Origin of the sequence: Streptomyces sp. NPDC021019, from assembly GCF_044333295.1 — a bacterium.
Taxonomy (GTDB): Bacteria; Actinomycetota; Actinomycetes; order Streptomycetales; family Streptomycetaceae; genus Streptomyces.
The window spans coordinates 1,141,785-1,157,689 of sequence record NZ_JBIRQR010000002.1 but is presented as its reverse complement, the minus strand read 5'-3'; the positions used below and the strand labels follow the sequence as shown (position 1 = coordinate 1,157,689).

17 protein-coding genes and 2 pseudogenes are annotated in these 15,905 nt (G+C 69.7%); 9 read left to right on the top strand and 10 right to left on the bottom strand.

Features of this window, described 5'->3' with window-relative positions; all coding sequences use genetic code 11:
• Positions 1 to 63 precede the first annotated feature (63 nt).
• The gene (locus ACH4RG_RS16205; RefSeq protein ID WP_397916986.1) at positions 64 to 948 is read right to left on the bottom strand and encodes an acyl-CoA thioesterase; all 885 of its coding nucleotides are present in this window, start codon (positions 946 to 948) and stop codon (positions 64 to 66) included.
• A gap of 18 nt (positions 949 to 966) precedes the next feature.
• On the bottom strand, positions 967 to 2,124 hold the full coding sequence (locus tag ACH4RG_RS16200) for an acyl-CoA dehydrogenase family protein (protein WP_274345102.1): 1,158 nt from the start codon (positions 2,122 to 2,124) through the stop codon (positions 967 to 969).
• Positions 2,125 to 2,371: 247 nt separating this feature from the next.
• Between ACH4RG_RS16200 and ACH4RG_RS16195 the strand changes: the two genes are divergently transcribed.
• The 4 genes from ACH4RG_RS16195 to ACH4RG_RS16180 all read left to right on the top strand — a co-directional run bounded on the left by ACH4RG_RS16195 (position 2,372) and on the right by ACH4RG_RS16180 (position 6,296).
• Positions 2,372 to 2,713, top strand: coding sequence for a DUF5713 family protein (locus tag ACH4RG_RS16195; protein WP_397916985.1), 342 nt, complete (start codon positions 2,372 to 2,374; stop codon positions 2,711 to 2,713).
• Between the two features lie 85 nt (positions 2,714 to 2,798).
• Positions 2,799 to 3,218 (top strand): helix-turn-helix transcriptional regulator, encoded by a 420-nt coding sequence (locus ACH4RG_RS16190; protein WP_397916984.1) that lies wholly within the window; start codon positions 2,799 to 2,801, stop codon positions 3,216 to 3,218.
• A 10-nt stretch (positions 3,219 to 3,228) separates the two neighbouring features.
• Positions 3,229 to 3,642 carry a VOC family protein gene (locus ACH4RG_RS16185; RefSeq protein WP_097963851.1) on the top strand — a complete coding sequence of 138 codons (414 nt, stop codon included), beginning with the start codon at positions 3,229 to 3,231 and terminating at the stop codon, positions 3,640 to 3,642.
• A gap of 266 nt (positions 3,643 to 3,908) precedes the next feature.
• Positions 3,909 to 6,296: an ATP-binding cassette domain-containing protein gene (locus ACH4RG_RS16180; RefSeq protein WP_398539701.1), complete on the top strand. Its 2,388-nt coding sequence runs from the start codon at positions 3,909 to 3,911 to the stop codon at positions 6,294 to 6,296.
• Between the two features lie 30 nt (positions 6,297 to 6,326).
• Here ACH4RG_RS16180 and ACH4RG_RS16175 read toward each other — a convergent pair whose 3' ends face one another.
• Entirely contained in the window at positions 6,327 to 6,548 is a 222-nt protein-coding gene (locus ACH4RG_RS16175) for a DUF397 domain-containing protein (RefSeq protein WP_397916982.1), read from the bottom strand.
• Positions 6,541 to 7,338, bottom strand: coding sequence for a helix-turn-helix domain-containing protein (locus ACH4RG_RS16170; protein WP_397916981.1), 798 nt, complete (start codon positions 7,336 to 7,338; stop codon positions 6,541 to 6,543). The genes ACH4RG_RS16175 and ACH4RG_RS16170 overlap by 8 nt, the downstream gene beginning before the upstream one ends.
• A 133-nt stretch (positions 7,339 to 7,471) precedes the next feature.
• Between ACH4RG_RS16170 and ACH4RG_RS16165 the strand changes: the two are divergent.
• Positions 7,472 to 7,815, top strand: a pseudogene (locus ACH4RG_RS16165) (hypothetical protein).
• Positions 7,816 to 7,872: 57 nt separating this feature from the next.
• Positions 7,873 to 8,439 carry a YciI family protein gene (locus ACH4RG_RS16160; RefSeq protein WP_398539700.1) on the top strand — a complete coding sequence of 189 codons (567 nt, stop codon included), beginning with the start codon at positions 7,873 to 7,875 and terminating at the stop codon, positions 8,437 to 8,439.
• Between the two features lie 19 nt (positions 8,440 to 8,458).
• Here the strand turns inward: ACH4RG_RS16160 and ACH4RG_RS16155 are convergent, their stop codons facing one another.
• Positions 8,459 to 8,953, bottom strand: a complete 495-nt coding sequence (locus ACH4RG_RS16155; RefSeq protein WP_398539699.1) for a hypothetical protein — start codon at positions 8,951 to 8,953, stop codon at positions 8,459 to 8,461.
• A gap of 27 nt (positions 8,954 to 8,980) precedes the next feature.
• On the opposite strand from ACH4RG_RS16155, the gene ACH4RG_RS16150 reads away from it, so the two are divergent.
• Complete coding sequence (locus tag ACH4RG_RS16150; RefSeq protein WP_397916977.1) at positions 8,981 to 9,571, top strand: GNAT family N-acetyltransferase; 591 nt, start codon at positions 8,981 to 8,983, stop codon at positions 9,569 to 9,571.
• Here the strand turns inward: ACH4RG_RS16150 and ACH4RG_RS16145 are convergent.
• The 5 genes from ACH4RG_RS16145 to ACH4RG_RS16125 all read right to left on the bottom strand — a co-directional run bounded on the left by ACH4RG_RS16145 (position 9,558) and on the right by ACH4RG_RS16125 (position 13,250).
• Positions 9,558 to 10,475, bottom strand: a complete 918-nt coding sequence (locus tag ACH4RG_RS16145; protein ID WP_398539698.1) for an alpha/beta hydrolase — start codon at positions 10,473 to 10,475, stop codon at positions 9,558 to 9,560. The genes ACH4RG_RS16150 and ACH4RG_RS16145 overlap by 14 nt on opposite strands.
• A gap of 82 nt (positions 10,476 to 10,557) precedes the next feature.
• Entirely contained in the window at positions 10,558 to 10,848 is a 291-nt protein-coding gene (locus ACH4RG_RS16140; RefSeq protein WP_398539697.1) for a DUF1905 domain-containing protein, read from the bottom strand.
• A gap of 178 nt (positions 10,849 to 11,026) precedes the next feature.
• Complete coding sequence (locus ACH4RG_RS16135; protein WP_397928003.1) at positions 11,027 to 11,224, bottom strand: hypothetical protein; 198 nt, start codon at positions 11,222 to 11,224, stop codon at positions 11,027 to 11,029.
• 9 nt (positions 11,225 to 11,233) lie between these two features.
• Positions 11,234 to 12,121, bottom strand: a complete 888-nt coding sequence (locus ACH4RG_RS16130; RefSeq protein WP_398539696.1) for a DUF1963 domain-containing protein — start codon at positions 12,119 to 12,121, stop codon at positions 11,234 to 11,236.
• 241 nt (positions 12,122 to 12,362) lie between these two features.
• Positions 12,363 to 13,250, bottom strand: a complete 888-nt coding sequence (locus ACH4RG_RS16125) for a methyltransferase (protein ID WP_398539695.1) — start codon at positions 13,248 to 13,250, stop codon at positions 12,363 to 12,365.
• A 178-nt stretch (positions 13,251 to 13,428) separates the two neighbouring features.
• Here ACH4RG_RS16125 and ACH4RG_RS16120 point away from each other — a divergent pair, with 178 nt between their 5' ends.
• Both ACH4RG_RS16120 and ACH4RG_RS16115 read left to right on the top strand, forming a co-directional pair.
• Positions 13,429 to 14,853, top strand: coding sequence for an FG-GAP and VCBS repeat-containing protein (locus ACH4RG_RS16120; RefSeq protein WP_398539694.1), 1,425 nt, complete (start codon positions 13,429 to 13,431; stop codon positions 14,851 to 14,853).
• A 184-nt stretch (positions 14,854 to 15,037) separates the two neighbouring features.
• Positions 15,038 to 15,804, top strand: a pseudogene (locus ACH4RG_RS16115) (IS5 family transposase).
• Positions 15,805 to 15,905: the final 101 nt, after the last annotated feature.

Here is a 15,905-nt window from a genome sequence, read left to right as displayed (position 1 = left end):
ATCAGATGGCGCTCATCCCGGGGGCGTGTGAGCCCCCAGGGGCACGCCAGCCCCCGGAACCCGTCACCCCCGGGGAATACGGACGACGCCTTCCTGGATGACGGTGATCGCGAGGCGCCCGTCGGCGGTGTGGATGCGGGCCTGGCCGAGCCCGCGGCCGCCGGAGGCGGAGGGCGACTCCTGGTCGTACAGCAGCCACTCGTCCGCCCGGAACGGCCGGTGGAACCACATCGCGTGGTCCAGGCTCGCGCCGACCACGTCCCCGACCGCCCAGCCGCCCCGCCCATGGGCGAGGAGCACCGAGTCGAGCAGGGTCATGTCGGAGACGTACGTCGCCAGGCAGACGTGCAGCAGCGGGTCGTCCGCGAGCTTGCCGTTCGTCCGGAACCACACCTGGGACCGGGGTTCGCGCGCCTCGCCCACCGTGCCGAACGGCGGCGCGTCCACGTACCGCAGGTCCACCGCGGCCCGCGCCTCGATCAGCCGGTCCACGACCTCCGGATCGCTGAAGCGGTCCGCGTACCGGGGCAGCATCTCGGCGGCGGTCGGCAGGGTCTCCGGGTCCGGCGCGGCGGGCATCGGCGCTTGGTGCTCCATGCCCTCCTCGTGACTCTGGAAGGAGGCGGAGAGGTGGAAGATCGGCTGCCCGTGCTGGACGGCGACGACGCGGCGGGTGGTGAAGGACCGCCCGTCGCGGATGCGGTCGACGCTGTAGACGATGGGCGCGCCCGGGTCGCCCGCCCGCAGGAAGTACGCGTGCAGGGAGTGGGCGGCCCGGTCGGCGGGGACGGTGCGGCCCGCGGCGACGAGCGCCTGGGCCGCGACCTGGCCGCCGAACACCCGGGGCACGACAGCGCTGCGGCTCACGCCCCGGAAGATGTCCCGCTCGATCCGCTCCAGGTCGAGCAGGTGGAGCAGATCGAGCAGGGGATCGGGACTCTCGTTCATGGAGGGAACGTAACCTCTTTACAGGCCCATGGACTTGGCGATGATCGACTTCATGACCTCGCTGGTGCCGCCGTAGATGCGGTTGACCCGGTTGTCCGCGTACAGGCGGGCGATCGGGTACTCGTTCATGAAGCCGTAGCCGCCGTGCAGCTGGAGGCAGCGGTCGATGACGCGGTGGGCGACCTCGGTGCAGAACAGCTTCGCGGAGGCGGCCTCGGCCGCCGTCAGCTCACCGGCGTCCAGGGCCTCCAGCGCGCGGTCGGCGACGGCCTGGGCCGCGTCCACCTCGGCCTGGCAGGCGGCCAGCTCGAACTTGGTGTTCTGGAACGAGGCGACCGTCTTGCCGAAGACCGTGCGGTCCTGCACGTACTCCTTGGCGAACCGGACGGCGGCCGCGGCCTGGGCGTACGCGCCGAAGGCGATGCCCCAGCGCTCGGAGGCCAGGTTGGTGCCGAGGTAGCCGAAGCCCTTGTTCTCCTCGCCCATGAGGTCCTCGACCGGGACCTTGACGTCGACGAACGCCAGCTCGGCGGTGTCGGAGACCCGCAGGCCCAGCTTGTCGAGCTTGCGGCCGACCGAGTAGCCCTCGGACTTCGTGTCGACGGCGAAGAGGGAGATGCCGAAGCGGCGGTCGTCCTCGCGCGGGGCGGCGGTGCGGGCGCAGACGATCACGCGGTCGGCGTGGACGCCGCCGGTGATGAAGGTCTTCGACCCGTTGAGGACGTAGTGCGTGCCGTCCTCGGAGAGCTTGGCCGTGGTCTTCATGCCCGCGACGTCGGAGCCGGTGCCCGGCTCGGTCATCGCGAGGGCCCACATCTCCTCGCCGCTCGCGAACTTCGGCAGCCAGCGCTTCTTCTGATCGCCGGTGGCCAGCATCTTGATGTACGGGAGGCCGAGCAGCGTGTGCACGCCGGAGCCGCCGAAGGAGACGCCCGCGCGGGCGGTCTCCTCGTAGATCACGGCCTCGTACTTGTGCGAGTCGATGCCCGCGCCGCCGTACTCCTCGTCGACCTCGATGCCAAAGACGCCCAGCTCGCCCAGCTTGAGGTAGAAGTCGCGCGGCGCCTGACCGGCGGCGAACCACTCGTCGTAGACCGGCACGACCTCGGCCGCGATGAAGGCGCGGATGGTCTCCCGGAACGCCTCGTGGTCCTCGTTGAATACCGTACGGCGCACGGGATGCCTCCTAGGTCGGCAGTCGATTCGATCGCGTTGTTCTCGTCGCACTCGGCTAAGCGCTTGCTCAGACTCGCTTCGAAGTTACCCGCCGGTTGTGGCCGCTGTCCAGGGTGATGCTCGGCACGCGGACGCCCGGTGCGCACCGAACCCCCGCCACCCGCGTGCGGCCCGATTGTCAGTGGCGTGGGGGAGTATCGGAACGACGGCGACGGAACGTACGGAACGCATGGGGGAGACCACCACCGTGACCATCACGAACGAGCAGCTGGCGCAGTACAGGTTCCTGGCCCTGCTGTACGAGGACGACTACTTCCCCGACCACCTCCTGGACAAGGGCACGGCGGTCCTGCGCGCCCTGTGCGAGCGGATCGAGGCCGAGGAGCCCGCGGACCTCACCGCCCTGTACGCCCTGACCGTCGCGCCGACCCGGGCCTTCAACGACCTGGAGGCGGAGTTCGAGGCGGCGGGCAGCGAGATCGAGACAGTCGCCCGGGAGGAGATAGGCGAGGCCTTCTGGATCATCGCGACGGCGTACGGCTTCGTGGACGCGGACCCGGAGAAGCTGATCGCCGAGCGCGAGTGGTGACCGGGTCACGCCTCCGCGGGACGGGCCGGGCGCCGGCGGCCGTGGGAGTGTGAAGGGGGCGGGAGGGCGAAGGAGTGAGGCAGGAGTGAGGCTGGAGGACCTGGCCCGGTTGCGCCGGGCCCGCGACCGCATGGACCGCGAGTACGCCGAACCGCTCGACGTGCCCTCGCTGGCCCGTGCCGCGCTGATGTCGCCCGGCCACTTCTCCCGCAGCTTCCGGGCCGCCTTCGGCGAGACCCCGTACAGCTATCTGATGACCCGCCGCATCGAGCGGGCCAAGGCACTGCTGCGCCGGGGCGACCTGTCGGTCACGGACGTCTGCTTCGCCGTCGGCTGTACGTCGCTCGGCTCGTTCAGCTCCCGCTTCACGGAGCTGGTCGGGGAGAGCCCGAGCGCCTACCGGGCCCGCCCCCACGAAGCGGGCGAGACCATCCCGGCGTGCGTCGCCAAGATGCTCACCCGACCGGTCAGGAATGGAGAAGCGGATCGCAAGCCCCGCCCGTAGCGTGAAACGCATGGACATCAAGCTCTCGCAGTGCTTCATCGCCGTCGACGACCACGACAAGGCGCTCGCCTTCTACCGCGACGCCCTGGGAATGGAGGTGCGCAACGACGTCGGATTCGAAGGCATGCGCTGGGTGACCGTAGGGTCCCCCGCACAGCCGGACGTGGAGATCGTCCTCGAACCCCCGCTGGCGGACCCGAACGCCCCGGAAGCCGACCGCCGGACCATGGCCGAGCTGCTCGCCAAGGGCATGCTGCGCGGCGTCATCCTCTCCTCCGAGGACGTCGACGCGGCCTTCGAGAAGGTCCGCGCGGCGGGCGGCGAGGTGCTCCAGGAGCCGATCGACCAGCCGTACGGCGTCCGCGACTGCGCCTTCCGCGACCCCTCCGGCAACATGCTCCGCATCACCCAGGCCAAGAAGTAGCACCAGCCCGCGAAGGGCCGGGGCCGGGGCCGAAACGGGCCCCGGCCCATGAGAGGCCGGGGCCGAAACACGCCCCGGCCCTCACGCACGACCAGTAGGCTCCGCGCACCAGCGGGCCGCCCGTACCAGCCGCATCACCCGCCACCAGCCGCATCACCCGCCACGAGCCGCATCACCCGCCACGAGCCGCACCGGCAAGGCCCCCGCATCCAACGGGCTCCACCCATCAGCAGGTCCCGCGCACCAGTAATGGAGAGACGACGAGCATGGCTCCGCGAACGAAGACCCAGCAGCCGGACGCGCCGCACGCTGCCGACAGCCACGACCTGATCCGTGTGCACGGTGCGCGGGAGAACAACCTGAAGGACGTCAGCATCGAGCTTCCGAAGCGCCGGCTGACGGTGTTCACCGGAGTCTCCGGCTCGGGCAAGAGCTCGCTGGTCTTCGCCACGATCGCCGCGGAGTCCCAGCGGCTGATCAACGAGACCTACCCCGCCTTCGTCCAGGGCTTCATGCCCACGCAGGCGCGACCCGACGTCGACGTCCTCGACGGACTGACGACCGCGATCATCGTCGACCAGCAGCGCATGGGCAGCGACCCCCGCTCCACGGTCGGCACGGCCACCGACGCCAACGCCATGCTGCGCATCCTCTTCAGCCGGCTGGGCGATCCGCACATCGGCCCGCCCGGCGCGTTCGCCTTCAACGTCCCCTCGGTGACGGCGAGTGGCGCGATCACCGTCGAGCGGGGCAACAAAAAGGCGGTCAAGGCGACTTTCAGCCGCACCGGCGGCATGTGCAACCGCTGCGAGGGCCGCGGATCGGTCTCCGACATCGACCTCACCCAGCTCTACGACGACTCCAAGTCGATCGCCGAGGGCGCGTTCACCATCCCCGGCTGGAAGTCGGACAGCTGGTGGACCGTGCGGACGTACGCGGAGTCGGGCTTCCTGGACCCGGACAAGCCGATCGCCAAGTTCACCAAGAAGGAGATGCAGGACTTCCTCTACCGGGAGCCGACCAAGGTGAAGGTCGAGGGCGCGAACCTCACCTTCGAAGGGCTGATCCCCAAGATCCAGAAGTCGTTCCTCTCCAAGGACCGCGAGTCGATGCAGCCCCACATCCGGGAGTTCGTCGACCGCGCGGTCACCTTCACTACCTGCCCCGAGTGCGAGGGGACCCGGCTCACCGAGGGCGCCCGCTCGTCGAAGATCGACAAGATCTCGATCGCCGACGCCTGCGCGATGGAGATCCGCGACCTCGCCGAATGGGTCCGCGGCCTGGACGAACCCTCGGTCGCCCCGCTCCTCGAAGCCCTCCAGCAGACCCTTGACTCCTTCGTGGAGATCGGCCTCGGCTACCTCGCCCTGGACCGCCCGTCGGGCACCCTGTCCGGCGGCGAGGCGCAGCGCATCAAGATGATCCGTCATCTCGGCTCCTCGCTCACGGACGTCACCTACGTCTTCGACGAGCCGACCATCGGCCTGCACCCGCACGACATCCGGCGCATGAACGACCTCCTGCTGCGCCTGCGCGACAAGGGCAACACCGTCCTGGTCGTGGAGCACAAGCCCGAGGCCATCGCCATCGCCGACCACGTGGTCGACCTCGGCCCCGGGGCCGGCACGGCGGGCGGCACCGTCTGCTTCGAGGGTTCCCTGGAAGGACTCCGCGCCTCCGACACCGTCACCGGCCGCCACCTGGACGACCGGGCCGTCCTCAAGGACGAGGTGCGCAAGTCCACCGGCGCGCTGGAGATCCGCGGCGCGAGCTCGCACAACCTCCGCGACGTCGATGTCGACATCCCGCTCGGCGTCCTCACCGTCATCACCGGCGTCGCCGGCTCCGGAAAGAGCTCGCTCGTCCACGGTTCGATCCCGGCGGGCGAGAACGTCATCTCGGTCGACCAGAGCCCCATCAAGGGGTCCCGCCGCAGCAACCCGGCGACGTACACGGGCCTCCTGGAGCCGATCCGCAAGGCCTTCGCCAAGGCCAACGGCGTGAAGCCTGCCCTGTTCAGCGCCAACTCCGAGGGCGCCTGCCCCACCTGCAACGGCGCGGGCGTCATCTTCACCGACCTCGGCATGATGGCGAGCGTCTCCAGCCCCTGCGAGGACTGCGAGGGCAAGCGGTTCCAGGCCTCGGTGCTCGACTACCACCTGGGCGGCCGCGACATCAGCGAGGTCCTCGCGATGTCGGTCGCGCAGGCCGAGGAGTTCTTCGGCTCCGGCGAGGCGGCCATCCCGGCCGCACACAAGATCCTCGACCGCCTCGTGGACGTCGGCCTGGGCTACCTGAGCCTCGGCCAGCCGCTCACCACCCTGTCCGGCGGCGAACGCCAACGCCTGAAGCTGGCCACGCACATGGCCGACAAGGGCGGCGTCTACGTCCTGGACGAGCCGACCACCGGTCTGCACCTCGCGGACGTGGAGCAGCTCCTCGGCCTCCTGGACCGGCTGGTCGACTCCGGAAAGTCGGTGATCGTCATCGAGCACCACCAGGCGGTGATGGCCCACGCCGACTGGATCATCGACCTCGGCCCCGGCGCCGGCCACGACGGCGGTCAGATCGTCTTCGAGGGCACCCCGGCCGACCTGGTGGCCGACCGCTCCACGCTGACGGGCGAGCACCTGGCGGAGTACGTGGGGGAGTGAGGCGTCGGGCCTTCTCCGCCTGTCCTTCGGTCAGGCGGAGAAGGCCCCGCTCTTGACGGCGTCCACGAAGGAGGCCCACCCGGCGGCGGGGATGAGCAGGGCGGGCCCGCCGGGGACCTTGGAGTCGCGGACGGGGACGGCGGTGGGGTGGTGGTCCTGGACCTCCAGGCAGCTGCCGCCGTCACCGTTGCTGTAGGACGACTTGCGCCAGTCATTGAGGAGCGACGTCGGCGGGACGGTTTCGCTATCCATGGTTTCTGAAGCCCTTCGATGTCGCCTTCATCGCTGCCAGCGACTCCTTCAGCGGCAGCGCGTCGCTCAGGCTGAGAGTGTAGTCGCCCTGGAACGCCTCGACCACGGACGGCGAATCGTGCAGCTTCCCCATCCGCAGCCCTTCGCTGTAGGCGACCGGAGGCTGGTCGTCGAACCACATCAACGTCAGCATCCCGTCCAGCAACGGGTGATACCCGAGGCCCAGCGGAATCACATGCGTGCGGATGCGTTCCGATTCCGTCAGGACGACGATGTGGTCGATCTGCTCAGCCATGACTGCGGCACCGCCGACTGGGCGTCGTAGCACTGCCTCATCGAGTACTGCCCAGACCACAGGCGTGACCAGGTTTTTGAGGATTTCGGCGCGCTTCAGGCGTGCGACAACCACCCTGTCACGTTCGGTGGGACTCATCGAGGGGAACGACCTGCCGATAACCGCACGGGCGTACGCCTCGGTCTGAAGAATTCCCGGAACCAGCGAGGGCGCGAACTCACGGATGACCGCCGCTTGCTGCTCAAGGTGTTGCACAGGTGCGAAGTAGTCCGCGACCGCGTCCTTGTCCGCGCCAGGCCGGAAGGTGGTCAGCACGTCGCCCGTTCCCAGGGCCATGTCGAGCCGCCGGGCATCCTCCTCGCTCGGCATACGACGCCCCGCCTCGATGTGCGAGATATGTGACCGCGTCATCAGAGCCAGGTCCGCGAGCTGCTGCTGTGTCAGCCCAGCGGATTCACGCTGAGCTTTCAACCACTTGCCATAGGTATTACTCACAGCCAACTCCCGTGCGACGAGCGCGATGTCACCCCGAACCCCCTGGCGAGCCTAGCTGTACCGCTCGCACACTGTGAGTGGATCGCTACGCAGCGATGAATTCACCCCCACCGTGCACGGAGTTGACGACCCCATGAAGGAACAGCCCCAGAACGCCGCACGCCTGCTCCCCTGGGCGGGAACGGACGGCAGGCCCTGCTACGTAGCCGGCGACGGCAACGGCAAGGTCTCGCGTGAGGCCGACAGGTCGAGGCCATGCAGCTCGGCATGGCGTACGAACTCCTCGACCACGCCGACGACATGGTCGCGGACGACGGGTCCACGGCCGTCCAGCTCCGCCATGTCGCCGCCGCCCTGGCGCACTCCTTGCGGGACGTCCACCGGGTCGCCCGGAGCCGGGGCCTCAGGCTGGGGATTCCCGACGCCTTCGAGCCCGGTCACCCGTCGGGCCCCGGGCTGGTGAGGCTGCGGCCGTGAGGCGTGGGCGTGGACGGTCGTCCGGGGACGCTCCGGGCGCTCCGATACGGTCGCGTCATGCCGTTCTACGTTCATGCTGAGGATCAGCCGGATGTCGCCGACCAGTTGATGGAGCTGTCCGAGGAGCACTGGTCCTACATGGACCGCTTCGACAGTCGACTGATACTCCGCGGGCCCACCCTGTCCGACGACGGGGAGGAGCACACGGGAAGCGTCCACGTCGTCGACCTCGCCGACCGTGCCGCCGCCGAGCGGTTCGCGACCGAGGAGCCGTTCTGGAAGGCCGGTCTCTACCGGGCGTTCACGGCGGTCGCGACGGTGGTGCTGCTGCGCCGCGAACCGGCGGCGGATGCCCCGTACACGCTGCTCACCGCCCGGTGGCCTGTGCGGGACCGTGCCTCGGTCCCGGTCGAGCAGGGGCTGCTGGGCGCGGAGCCGGACGGACGACTGAGCTTCGTGGCTGTTCTGGTCGACGACGAGGGAGCCCGCACGAGGGGAGTGGTCGCAGCCGTGCAGGCGTTCCCGGACGAGGCGCAGCGCCTGGTCCAGCCGTTCGCGGATCAGCTCGCCGGTGGACCGGTGACCCTCGGTGCGCAGCGCTGGCAGCGCGGCGGACGCTCCTGAGAGGGCGGGAAGCGGGCGCTCAGGCCCCGGCCGCGCAGAACACGCACACGTCCCAGAACGGCAACGCGTCCAGCACCCGATGACGTACGCACGAGGCCATCGCGGCGCTCTCCGGCCCGGGCAGAGCAGCCGCGTCGGCCTTCGCTGTCGCAGGGTCGAACTCCTCCACCATCGACCGGTACGTGCGCAGGTACCCCTCGGCGCGGGGAGGCTCGTACGTCAGTTCCTCCCACCGGTGGCGGGAGAGCGCCAGATCGAGGACGCGGAGCAGGAAGTCCTTCGCCGCGGCCCGCTCCTGCGGAGTGTCCCCCCAGTCGAGGTCCGCCAGGCCGAAGCCGACCACCCCGCGCCCCATGATGCTCTGGTCCTGGAGCGTCAGCAGAGCGGCGAAGCGGAAGTCCCACGGGTCGTGGGCGAGCGTGGACACGGCGAGCATCAGCACGTCCACGAACACCCCCGTGCCGCCGTTGGTCATCTCCAGGTATCGGCCGTTACCGCCGTGGAACGTGTTCATGCAGGGAGCATAAGGAGAATGGGAGCCATGACCCGCGTCCTGTCGACACCGCCCGCGATGGTCTCCGGCTGCCTCGCCGGTGCTCCGCAACCCGTGCTCCCGGTAAGCGGCGGCGACGGCCTGCTGCTGCGCCCCTGGGAACGGACCGACGCGGCGGCGTTCCTCTCCGCCTACCGGGACGAGGAGACCCGCCGCTGGCACACACACCGGCCCTCGACCGAGGCCCAGGTCCGGGAGTGGTTCGAGGGTTACCGGGAGGACTGGGAGCGGGAGAAGGGCTGCCACTGGGCCGTTGCCCGCGACAGCGGCGAGGTGCTCGGCCGGATGGCGTTGCGCGGCCTGGACTTCGACGACGGTGTCGCGAACGGCGCGTACTGGGTGCTCCCGGCAGCGCGCGGCGCTGGGGTCGCCTCCCGCGCACTCGCGGCGGTCAGCGCGTGGGCGCTGGACGACATCGGCTTCCACCGGCTGGAGTTGGACCACTCGACGCGTAACCACGCCTCGTGCGGGGTCGCCACGAAGGCCGGTTACCGACTGGAGGGCACCAAGCGCAGCGCGGCCGTGCACGACGACGGCCGGCACGACATGCATCTGCACGCCCGGGTCAGGGGCGACTGATCCGGTCGCACAGCCAGGAGTGGATGCCTTCGAGCGCCGTTGCGGCCAGGGCGGTGGGGTGGCCGGTGAAGCCGTGGGGCGACTCGGGATAGACGCGCAGCTCCACATCGTTGCCGGCCGCCGACAAGCGGCCGGCCAGCGTCAGGTTGTCCTCCAACAGCACGTCCTCGCTTCCCACGACCAGCAGGGCCGGGGGCAGCCCGCTCAGGTCGGCGTAGAGGGGCGAGATGTCGGGAAGGGTGCGGTCGGCGACCTGGCCGACGTAGGCCTGGATGAAGTACTCGTCCGCGATGCGGCGGCCGCCGGGAGTCTGTGCGCTCAGGTCGTAGGTGCCGAAGCGGAGCGCGGCCGCTGCGAACCGGTCGACGACGCCCCGGTCCCGTAGCCGGAGCAAGGTCGCCAGGGCGAGGGTGGCCCCGGCCGAGCTTCCGCCGATCGCGAGCCGCGAGGTCCCGAAACGGGCCCCGGCCTCGTCGACGAGCCAGAGCGCAACCGCTGCGCAGTCATCGGGCGCGGCCGGCCAGGGGTGCTCGGGCGCGAGCCGGTAGTCGACGCCGACGACGGCGATCTGGAGCGCGTCCGCGAGTTCGCGGTGACGTTCGTCGCCCTGCGCCGCGGAGCCCATGTAGAAGCCGCCGCCGTGGATGCCCAGGTAGACAGCGCGGGGCGGGCCGCCGGCAGGGAGGAAGATCCGGACCGGGACCCGTACGCCGGCGGCTTCGACCCTCTCCTCGACGGCAGGCGGAACGGCGGCACGCGGAGCGGGCTTCTTCGCGCGGGCCTCCTTCAGCTCCTCGTACGAGCCGGGCCCGCGGCCTGCCACCCTCGACCGGTAGAAGGCGCGAGCCTCGGCGACCTGCTCGTCCGGCACGTCGACCAGCAGTGCTTCCAGCGCGAATCGCACGCGTCGCTCCTCATCCGTCGTCCTGGCCGACCCGGCCTGCCCAGCCCGGCAGTCAATGTAGCGGCGGATCGTGGGGCGGAGGTCAAGCGTCCACCCGCTCCTCCAGGAGGACGGTCACGCTGTCCCCTTCCTCCTTGCCGATCGCCTTGCGCACATCGGCCTTCACCGGCAGCTTGTGCGTGCCGTCGCCCAGGGCCATGAACGAACTGCGGAACGGGTGCCCGTCGATGGTGCCCCGGACCTTCACCAGGCCGCGGGTGCGGAAGAACTCGGCCGACTCGGGCCACACCACGTAGGCCCAGCCACCCTTCTCCGGACTCTTCCGCAGGGTCGCGGTGAACTGCTTGTTCAGCTTGTTCGTCGTGCTGTTCATCGTGGATACCGCCTGTCCAGGAGCTTTCGACGAGAAGGGCTGTCGCCACTGCCGTTCACCAGTAGGACCGAGGCGGGCGGGAAAACTCATCGGGGACACACGACGACGAGCGCCGGACTGTTCATGACGTCTGTCATGAACAGTGGTGACAGCCCACACCGCTCTGCCCGTCATGTGATCACGCGGTGCCCGATCCATCCACGTGAGCGACGATCGGGAGTTCGCGGTCGTGGTCGAGCCAGCAGGTGCGGTGGGTCAGCCGGGGGTGGATCCCGTCCCAGCTCTGGGCGGTGGCGCCGCAGCGGGCGGTCTCCATGGCCGTGGTGCCGTTCCGGTTCGGGGCCAGGTGGCGGGCTTGGCCAGGGTAGAGGTGCATTGCACCTGGTCACGGGGCCACGAAATTGGTCACGGCTAGCGCCTTGTCCACCCGAGCGGCGGCCAAGTCGTCGTGACGGATCACGAAACTCGTGTAGTACTCCTCGTAGCCCCGGGCTTCACTGGCGAGTGATATCCATTCGCTCGTCATCCGGTGCTTTTCCTTCTCCAGGTGGGAATACCATTTCGCGATCGGGATGCCTGGAATCCCGCCTGCCTTCTCGCGTCCCGCGAGGGTCTGCTCCGCAATGCTGTTGATCACCTCATCATCGGCATACCCGCCGATGGCAACGTCAGCGTCAGACGGCCAGAGGTCGTGGGCCAGAGCCCGAAGTTCGTCCAGGTGTGGCAAATCGCACTCCATGTACCGGACCAACTGCTGCTGGAAGGGCGACATGTCCTCCCATTCGAGATCCTCCCAGAACTCGTGCCAGTCCTCGTCCTCGCCCTCCTGGAGCCAGAGGGGCAGTTCGGCTCTGAGCTCGGCGCTGACGTCGAGCTGCTCGCGGACACACTTGGAGCTGGGGGCTTCCGCGACCGCGGTTTCGGTACCGTCCGGTACATACACGACTCGCGCGTACCTCCCGGAACTGTCCTCATGGTCCATCTCCTGGTTCACGAAGAAGAGCAGTGTCCCGTCCGCCGGCAGGTCGAAGCCGTCGACTCCCGGCAGCGCCCCACAATCGACGGAAAGGAGCAACGGCAACGGAATGTCCCCGGCGGACGGCCACTTCATACCCACCGGCAGCCGGGGCAACCCGCCGAACTGGCCGACCGGAGGACTACCGCCCACGGACAGTCCGATCGACAAACGAAGGTGCTGTCTGAATCTGCTGATCTCGTCGTCCGGGATGCCCAACTCAAGCGCTGCCCGACGAAACTCTCCCTGATGATCCATGCCCGAGAAGGTAACTCCTTCGCAACCCGGCTGTGCCCTGGAGGTGTGGGCGGGCATGGCTGTACGTGGGGGAGCGGCGGTCAGTCACCTCGGATCATCCCAGCGGATCCACCTCCAGGAAGCCGCGCAGTTCTCAGGCGAGGTTGTGCATGTCCTCTCCGGGAGCGTGATCAGTCCTGACTTCGAAGGGCCACCCGTCGCGGGGAATGAACGGGCCCTTGCGCGGGGCCGTGGCCGTGGCTCAGGCGGGGCGACGGGCCATCCACGTCTCACGGGTCGACCGTACGACGAGGTCGTCCCGGTGGCGTACGTCCTCGGGTCCGCCGTCGACGAGCCGGTCGAGCGCGGCCAGGTCCTCCGGCGAGACGCGCCCGACGAGGTTGCCGCGGATGCGCTCGAAGACGAGATAGGCGTAACGGCCCGCCCCTTCGGGCAGCGGGGCGCGCAGCTCCCACGGTTCGGCGCGTTCCTGCTCGACGGAGAAGCCGGCGGCCGCCAGCAGGGAGCCCCAGTCGGCTCCCCGGTGCGGCAACTGCTCGGCGTGCAGGCCGTCGAGGGCCTCACGGCAGCGGCGCTCCAGCGCGCCCGGCTCCCCGTCCTCCGGCAGAAAGGTCGGCATCCCGGCCACCTCCGCGACGGCCAGCAGCCCGCCGGGGCGCAGCGCGGCGCGGATGCCGGCCAGGGCGGTGGCGGGGTCGTCCAGGTGGTGCAGGGACGCCGACGCCCAGACGAGGTCGGCGTCGACGACCCCGGGCAGCCCCGCCCCGGCGTCGGCCTCCAGGGTGTGCACGCGGTCGCCGAGCCCTCGGTCCCGGGCTGCCGAGGCGAGTCGTTCCAGCATCTCGGGGGAGCTGTCGACAGCGGTCACCCGGGCGGTCGGGAACCGCTCCAGCAGGGCGAACGTGCCGGTCCCGGTGCCCGAGCCGAGGTCGACGATGTTCCGGACGTCGTCACCGGCCAGGCAGGCGATACGGCCGGTGAGCGCGGTCAGGTGGGGCGCGAAGAGGGCGGCGTCGAGGTCGAGGATCTCGGGGAGACCGCTCGGCGTCGCGGCGGATCCATGGGTGTGGGCGTGCGAGGAGTGGGCCGCATGCCCGTGCTGGTGCTGGTGCTGGTGTTCGTGAGCCATGAGATCGAGCGTACGGGCCCTTGCGCGACGTGCATGCAACCTTGCCGCTAACGCAAGAAGATGGCGCCGGAGCCACCCACGTACGCAAGGAATCGGGTCCCGGGGTACGCAACCATTCGCGGTACGGATGGTCTTCCTCAGCAGTGAGCACGTGCGCACATCAGGGGGATGAACAACGATGAAGACTTCTCGACTCCGTACCGTTTCGGCGATCTTCGTGACGCTCGCGACCACGGCGGCCGCCGCACCGGCCTTCTCCGGTACGGCGGTGGCGGCCGCGCCGGTCGCCGCCGCGCGTCAGCAGGTCGACTTCAACGGGGACGGATACCAGGACATGTACGCCTCGGTGCCGGACGGGAGCGTGTCCGGCCTCAAGAAGGCCGGGTACCTGGTGGTCTACCCGGGCGACGCGAAGGGCATCAGCCCGGCCCGCCACCGTGTGATCGACCAGAACACGTCCGGGGTTCCCGGCACGGCCGCCGCGAACGCCCGCTTCGGCGCGGGAACGCCCGCCGACATCGACCGGGACGGGTACACCGACCTGCTGGTCTCGGCCGGCAACGGCCCGCGGGTCATCCTGTTCGGCGGCAGGAGCGGCCTCGGAACCCGGGCCGTCGCGTACCGGGGCCAGGGGTACGCGGTGGGCGACTTCGACGGTGACGGCCGGACGGACGCGGCCTGGATCGACCCCGTCGAGTGGGACGGGAAGGTCGTCCTGGACGAGAACATCGGCGCGGACGGCTCGGTCGGCGGCACCCGCACGGCGCTCACCGTGAACAACGGCGCCACCGTCTTCGAGGACGTGCAGGCCGTGGACATGAACAACGACGGCAAGGACGATCTGCTGGTGAGCACCGGCTGCAACGACGAGCCGGACTGCGGCGGGCGGTCGCTCCACCTGTCGACGGGTACGGGCTTCACCCGCACGCCCATCGTCACCGCGCCGGGAACGTGCCTGGACCACTCCACGGTGACGGTCGGTTCGGTCAACGGCGACGCGTACCCGGACCTGGTCTTCACCCGTCGGCCCACCGGCCTGGACAGCGACCTGGACTTCCCGAGCAAGGGCGGCGCGGTGGCGGTCGTCCTCGGAGGCCCCAAGGGCCAGAACACCGCCGTGAAGCCGAAGTGGATCAGCCAGGCCACCACGGGAGTGCCGGGCGCCGACGAGAAGGGCGACGCCATGGGCGCGAGCGCCGCGGTGGGAGACCTGGACGGCGACGGCTACGGCGAGGTCGTCGTCGGCCTGCCGGGAGAGGACGTGGGCCCGGCCAAGGATGCCGGCGGGGTCCTGGTCTTCAAGGGCCGCACCTCGGGCATCACGGGCGCCGGCACGAAGGTGATCGGCCAGTCCACGGCGAACGTGCCCGGAGTCGACGAGAGCGGCGACGCGTTCGGCGGCGAGGTCCACGTAGCGGCGTCGGCCAAGGGCGTACCGGCCACGCTGGCTCTGGCCGCCCCCGGCGAGAACACCGACCAGGGAGGCGTCTGGCTCTTCAAGGGCAGCCGTACGGGCCCGGTGGTGAAGGGCAGTGTCTCCTTCGGCGAGTCGAGCCTGGGCGTGAAGCCGTCGGCGGTCCGTTTCGGGGCCTGGCTGGGCTGAGGGGTTCCGGAGTCGCACACGTCGGGGGACGTGGTGGCGACCTGCGTCAAGGTGGTGTCGCGTCAAGTCGATGTCGGCGCGCAAACGTTGACCGGTGCAGGACGCTTCCGATCTCGTGGAGAAGACGGCCGAAGGGTGATGTGGGCCGGATCGGGACCTGGGAGCTGTCCGGCCGATCATGTAACTGTCACCTGATCCGCTCGTTGTTTCCGTTACGGGTTGGGGTGAACGCGGCGATCTGTCGGACGCCGAGTGGGAGCGGCTACGTCCGTTCCTGCCGGTGAGCAATGGTCGGTGTGGGCGGTGGCGTGACCAACGACAGGTGATTGACGGAATTCTTCACCGGGTTCGGACCTGGGTTCACTGGCGTGACCTGCCAGAGCGGTTCGGGCCGTGGAGGACGGTTTACTAGCGCCATCGGCTTTGGTCTGCCGATGGGACCTGGAAAAGGCTGCTGCAGCAGGTTCAGGCCGCGGCCGACGCGGCAGGGGAGATCGACTGGGACATCTCGGCGGACTCCACCATTGTGCGAGCGCACCAGCACGCGGCTGGCGCCCGCATCGATCCACCACTGGCTCTTGCCGGCCGGTGCTGGAGAAGATCCGGATCCTCCGGTTCGGTCCTGGCAGGCCCCGCAAGAAGCCCGACAGCATCGCAGCCGACAAGGCATACAGCAACGGTCCTTGCCGCCAGTACCTGCGGCGGCGCGGAGCCATCCACCACACGATCCCGGAGAAGGCCGACAGTCAGGCCGCCCGCCTGCGCAAAAGGATCGCGAGGTGGCCGGTCACCGGGTTCGACGAGGAGCGGTACAAGAAGCGCAACACCGTCGAGAGGGCTATCAACGGGTTGAAGAACTACCGCGCCGTCGCGACCCGTTACGACAAGCGCTGCTACGTCTTTCTCGGCACCATCCCCGCAGCCGCCCTCGTCATCTGGCTTCGCACCTGACCGCGCCAGGACAGCGACAGGGCGGTGGTCGAGATCTCGGAGCGCACCGGTGAGGGGGTACTCGCCCCAGAGGCTCACGGAGCGGAGGAGGGGCCTGCCGA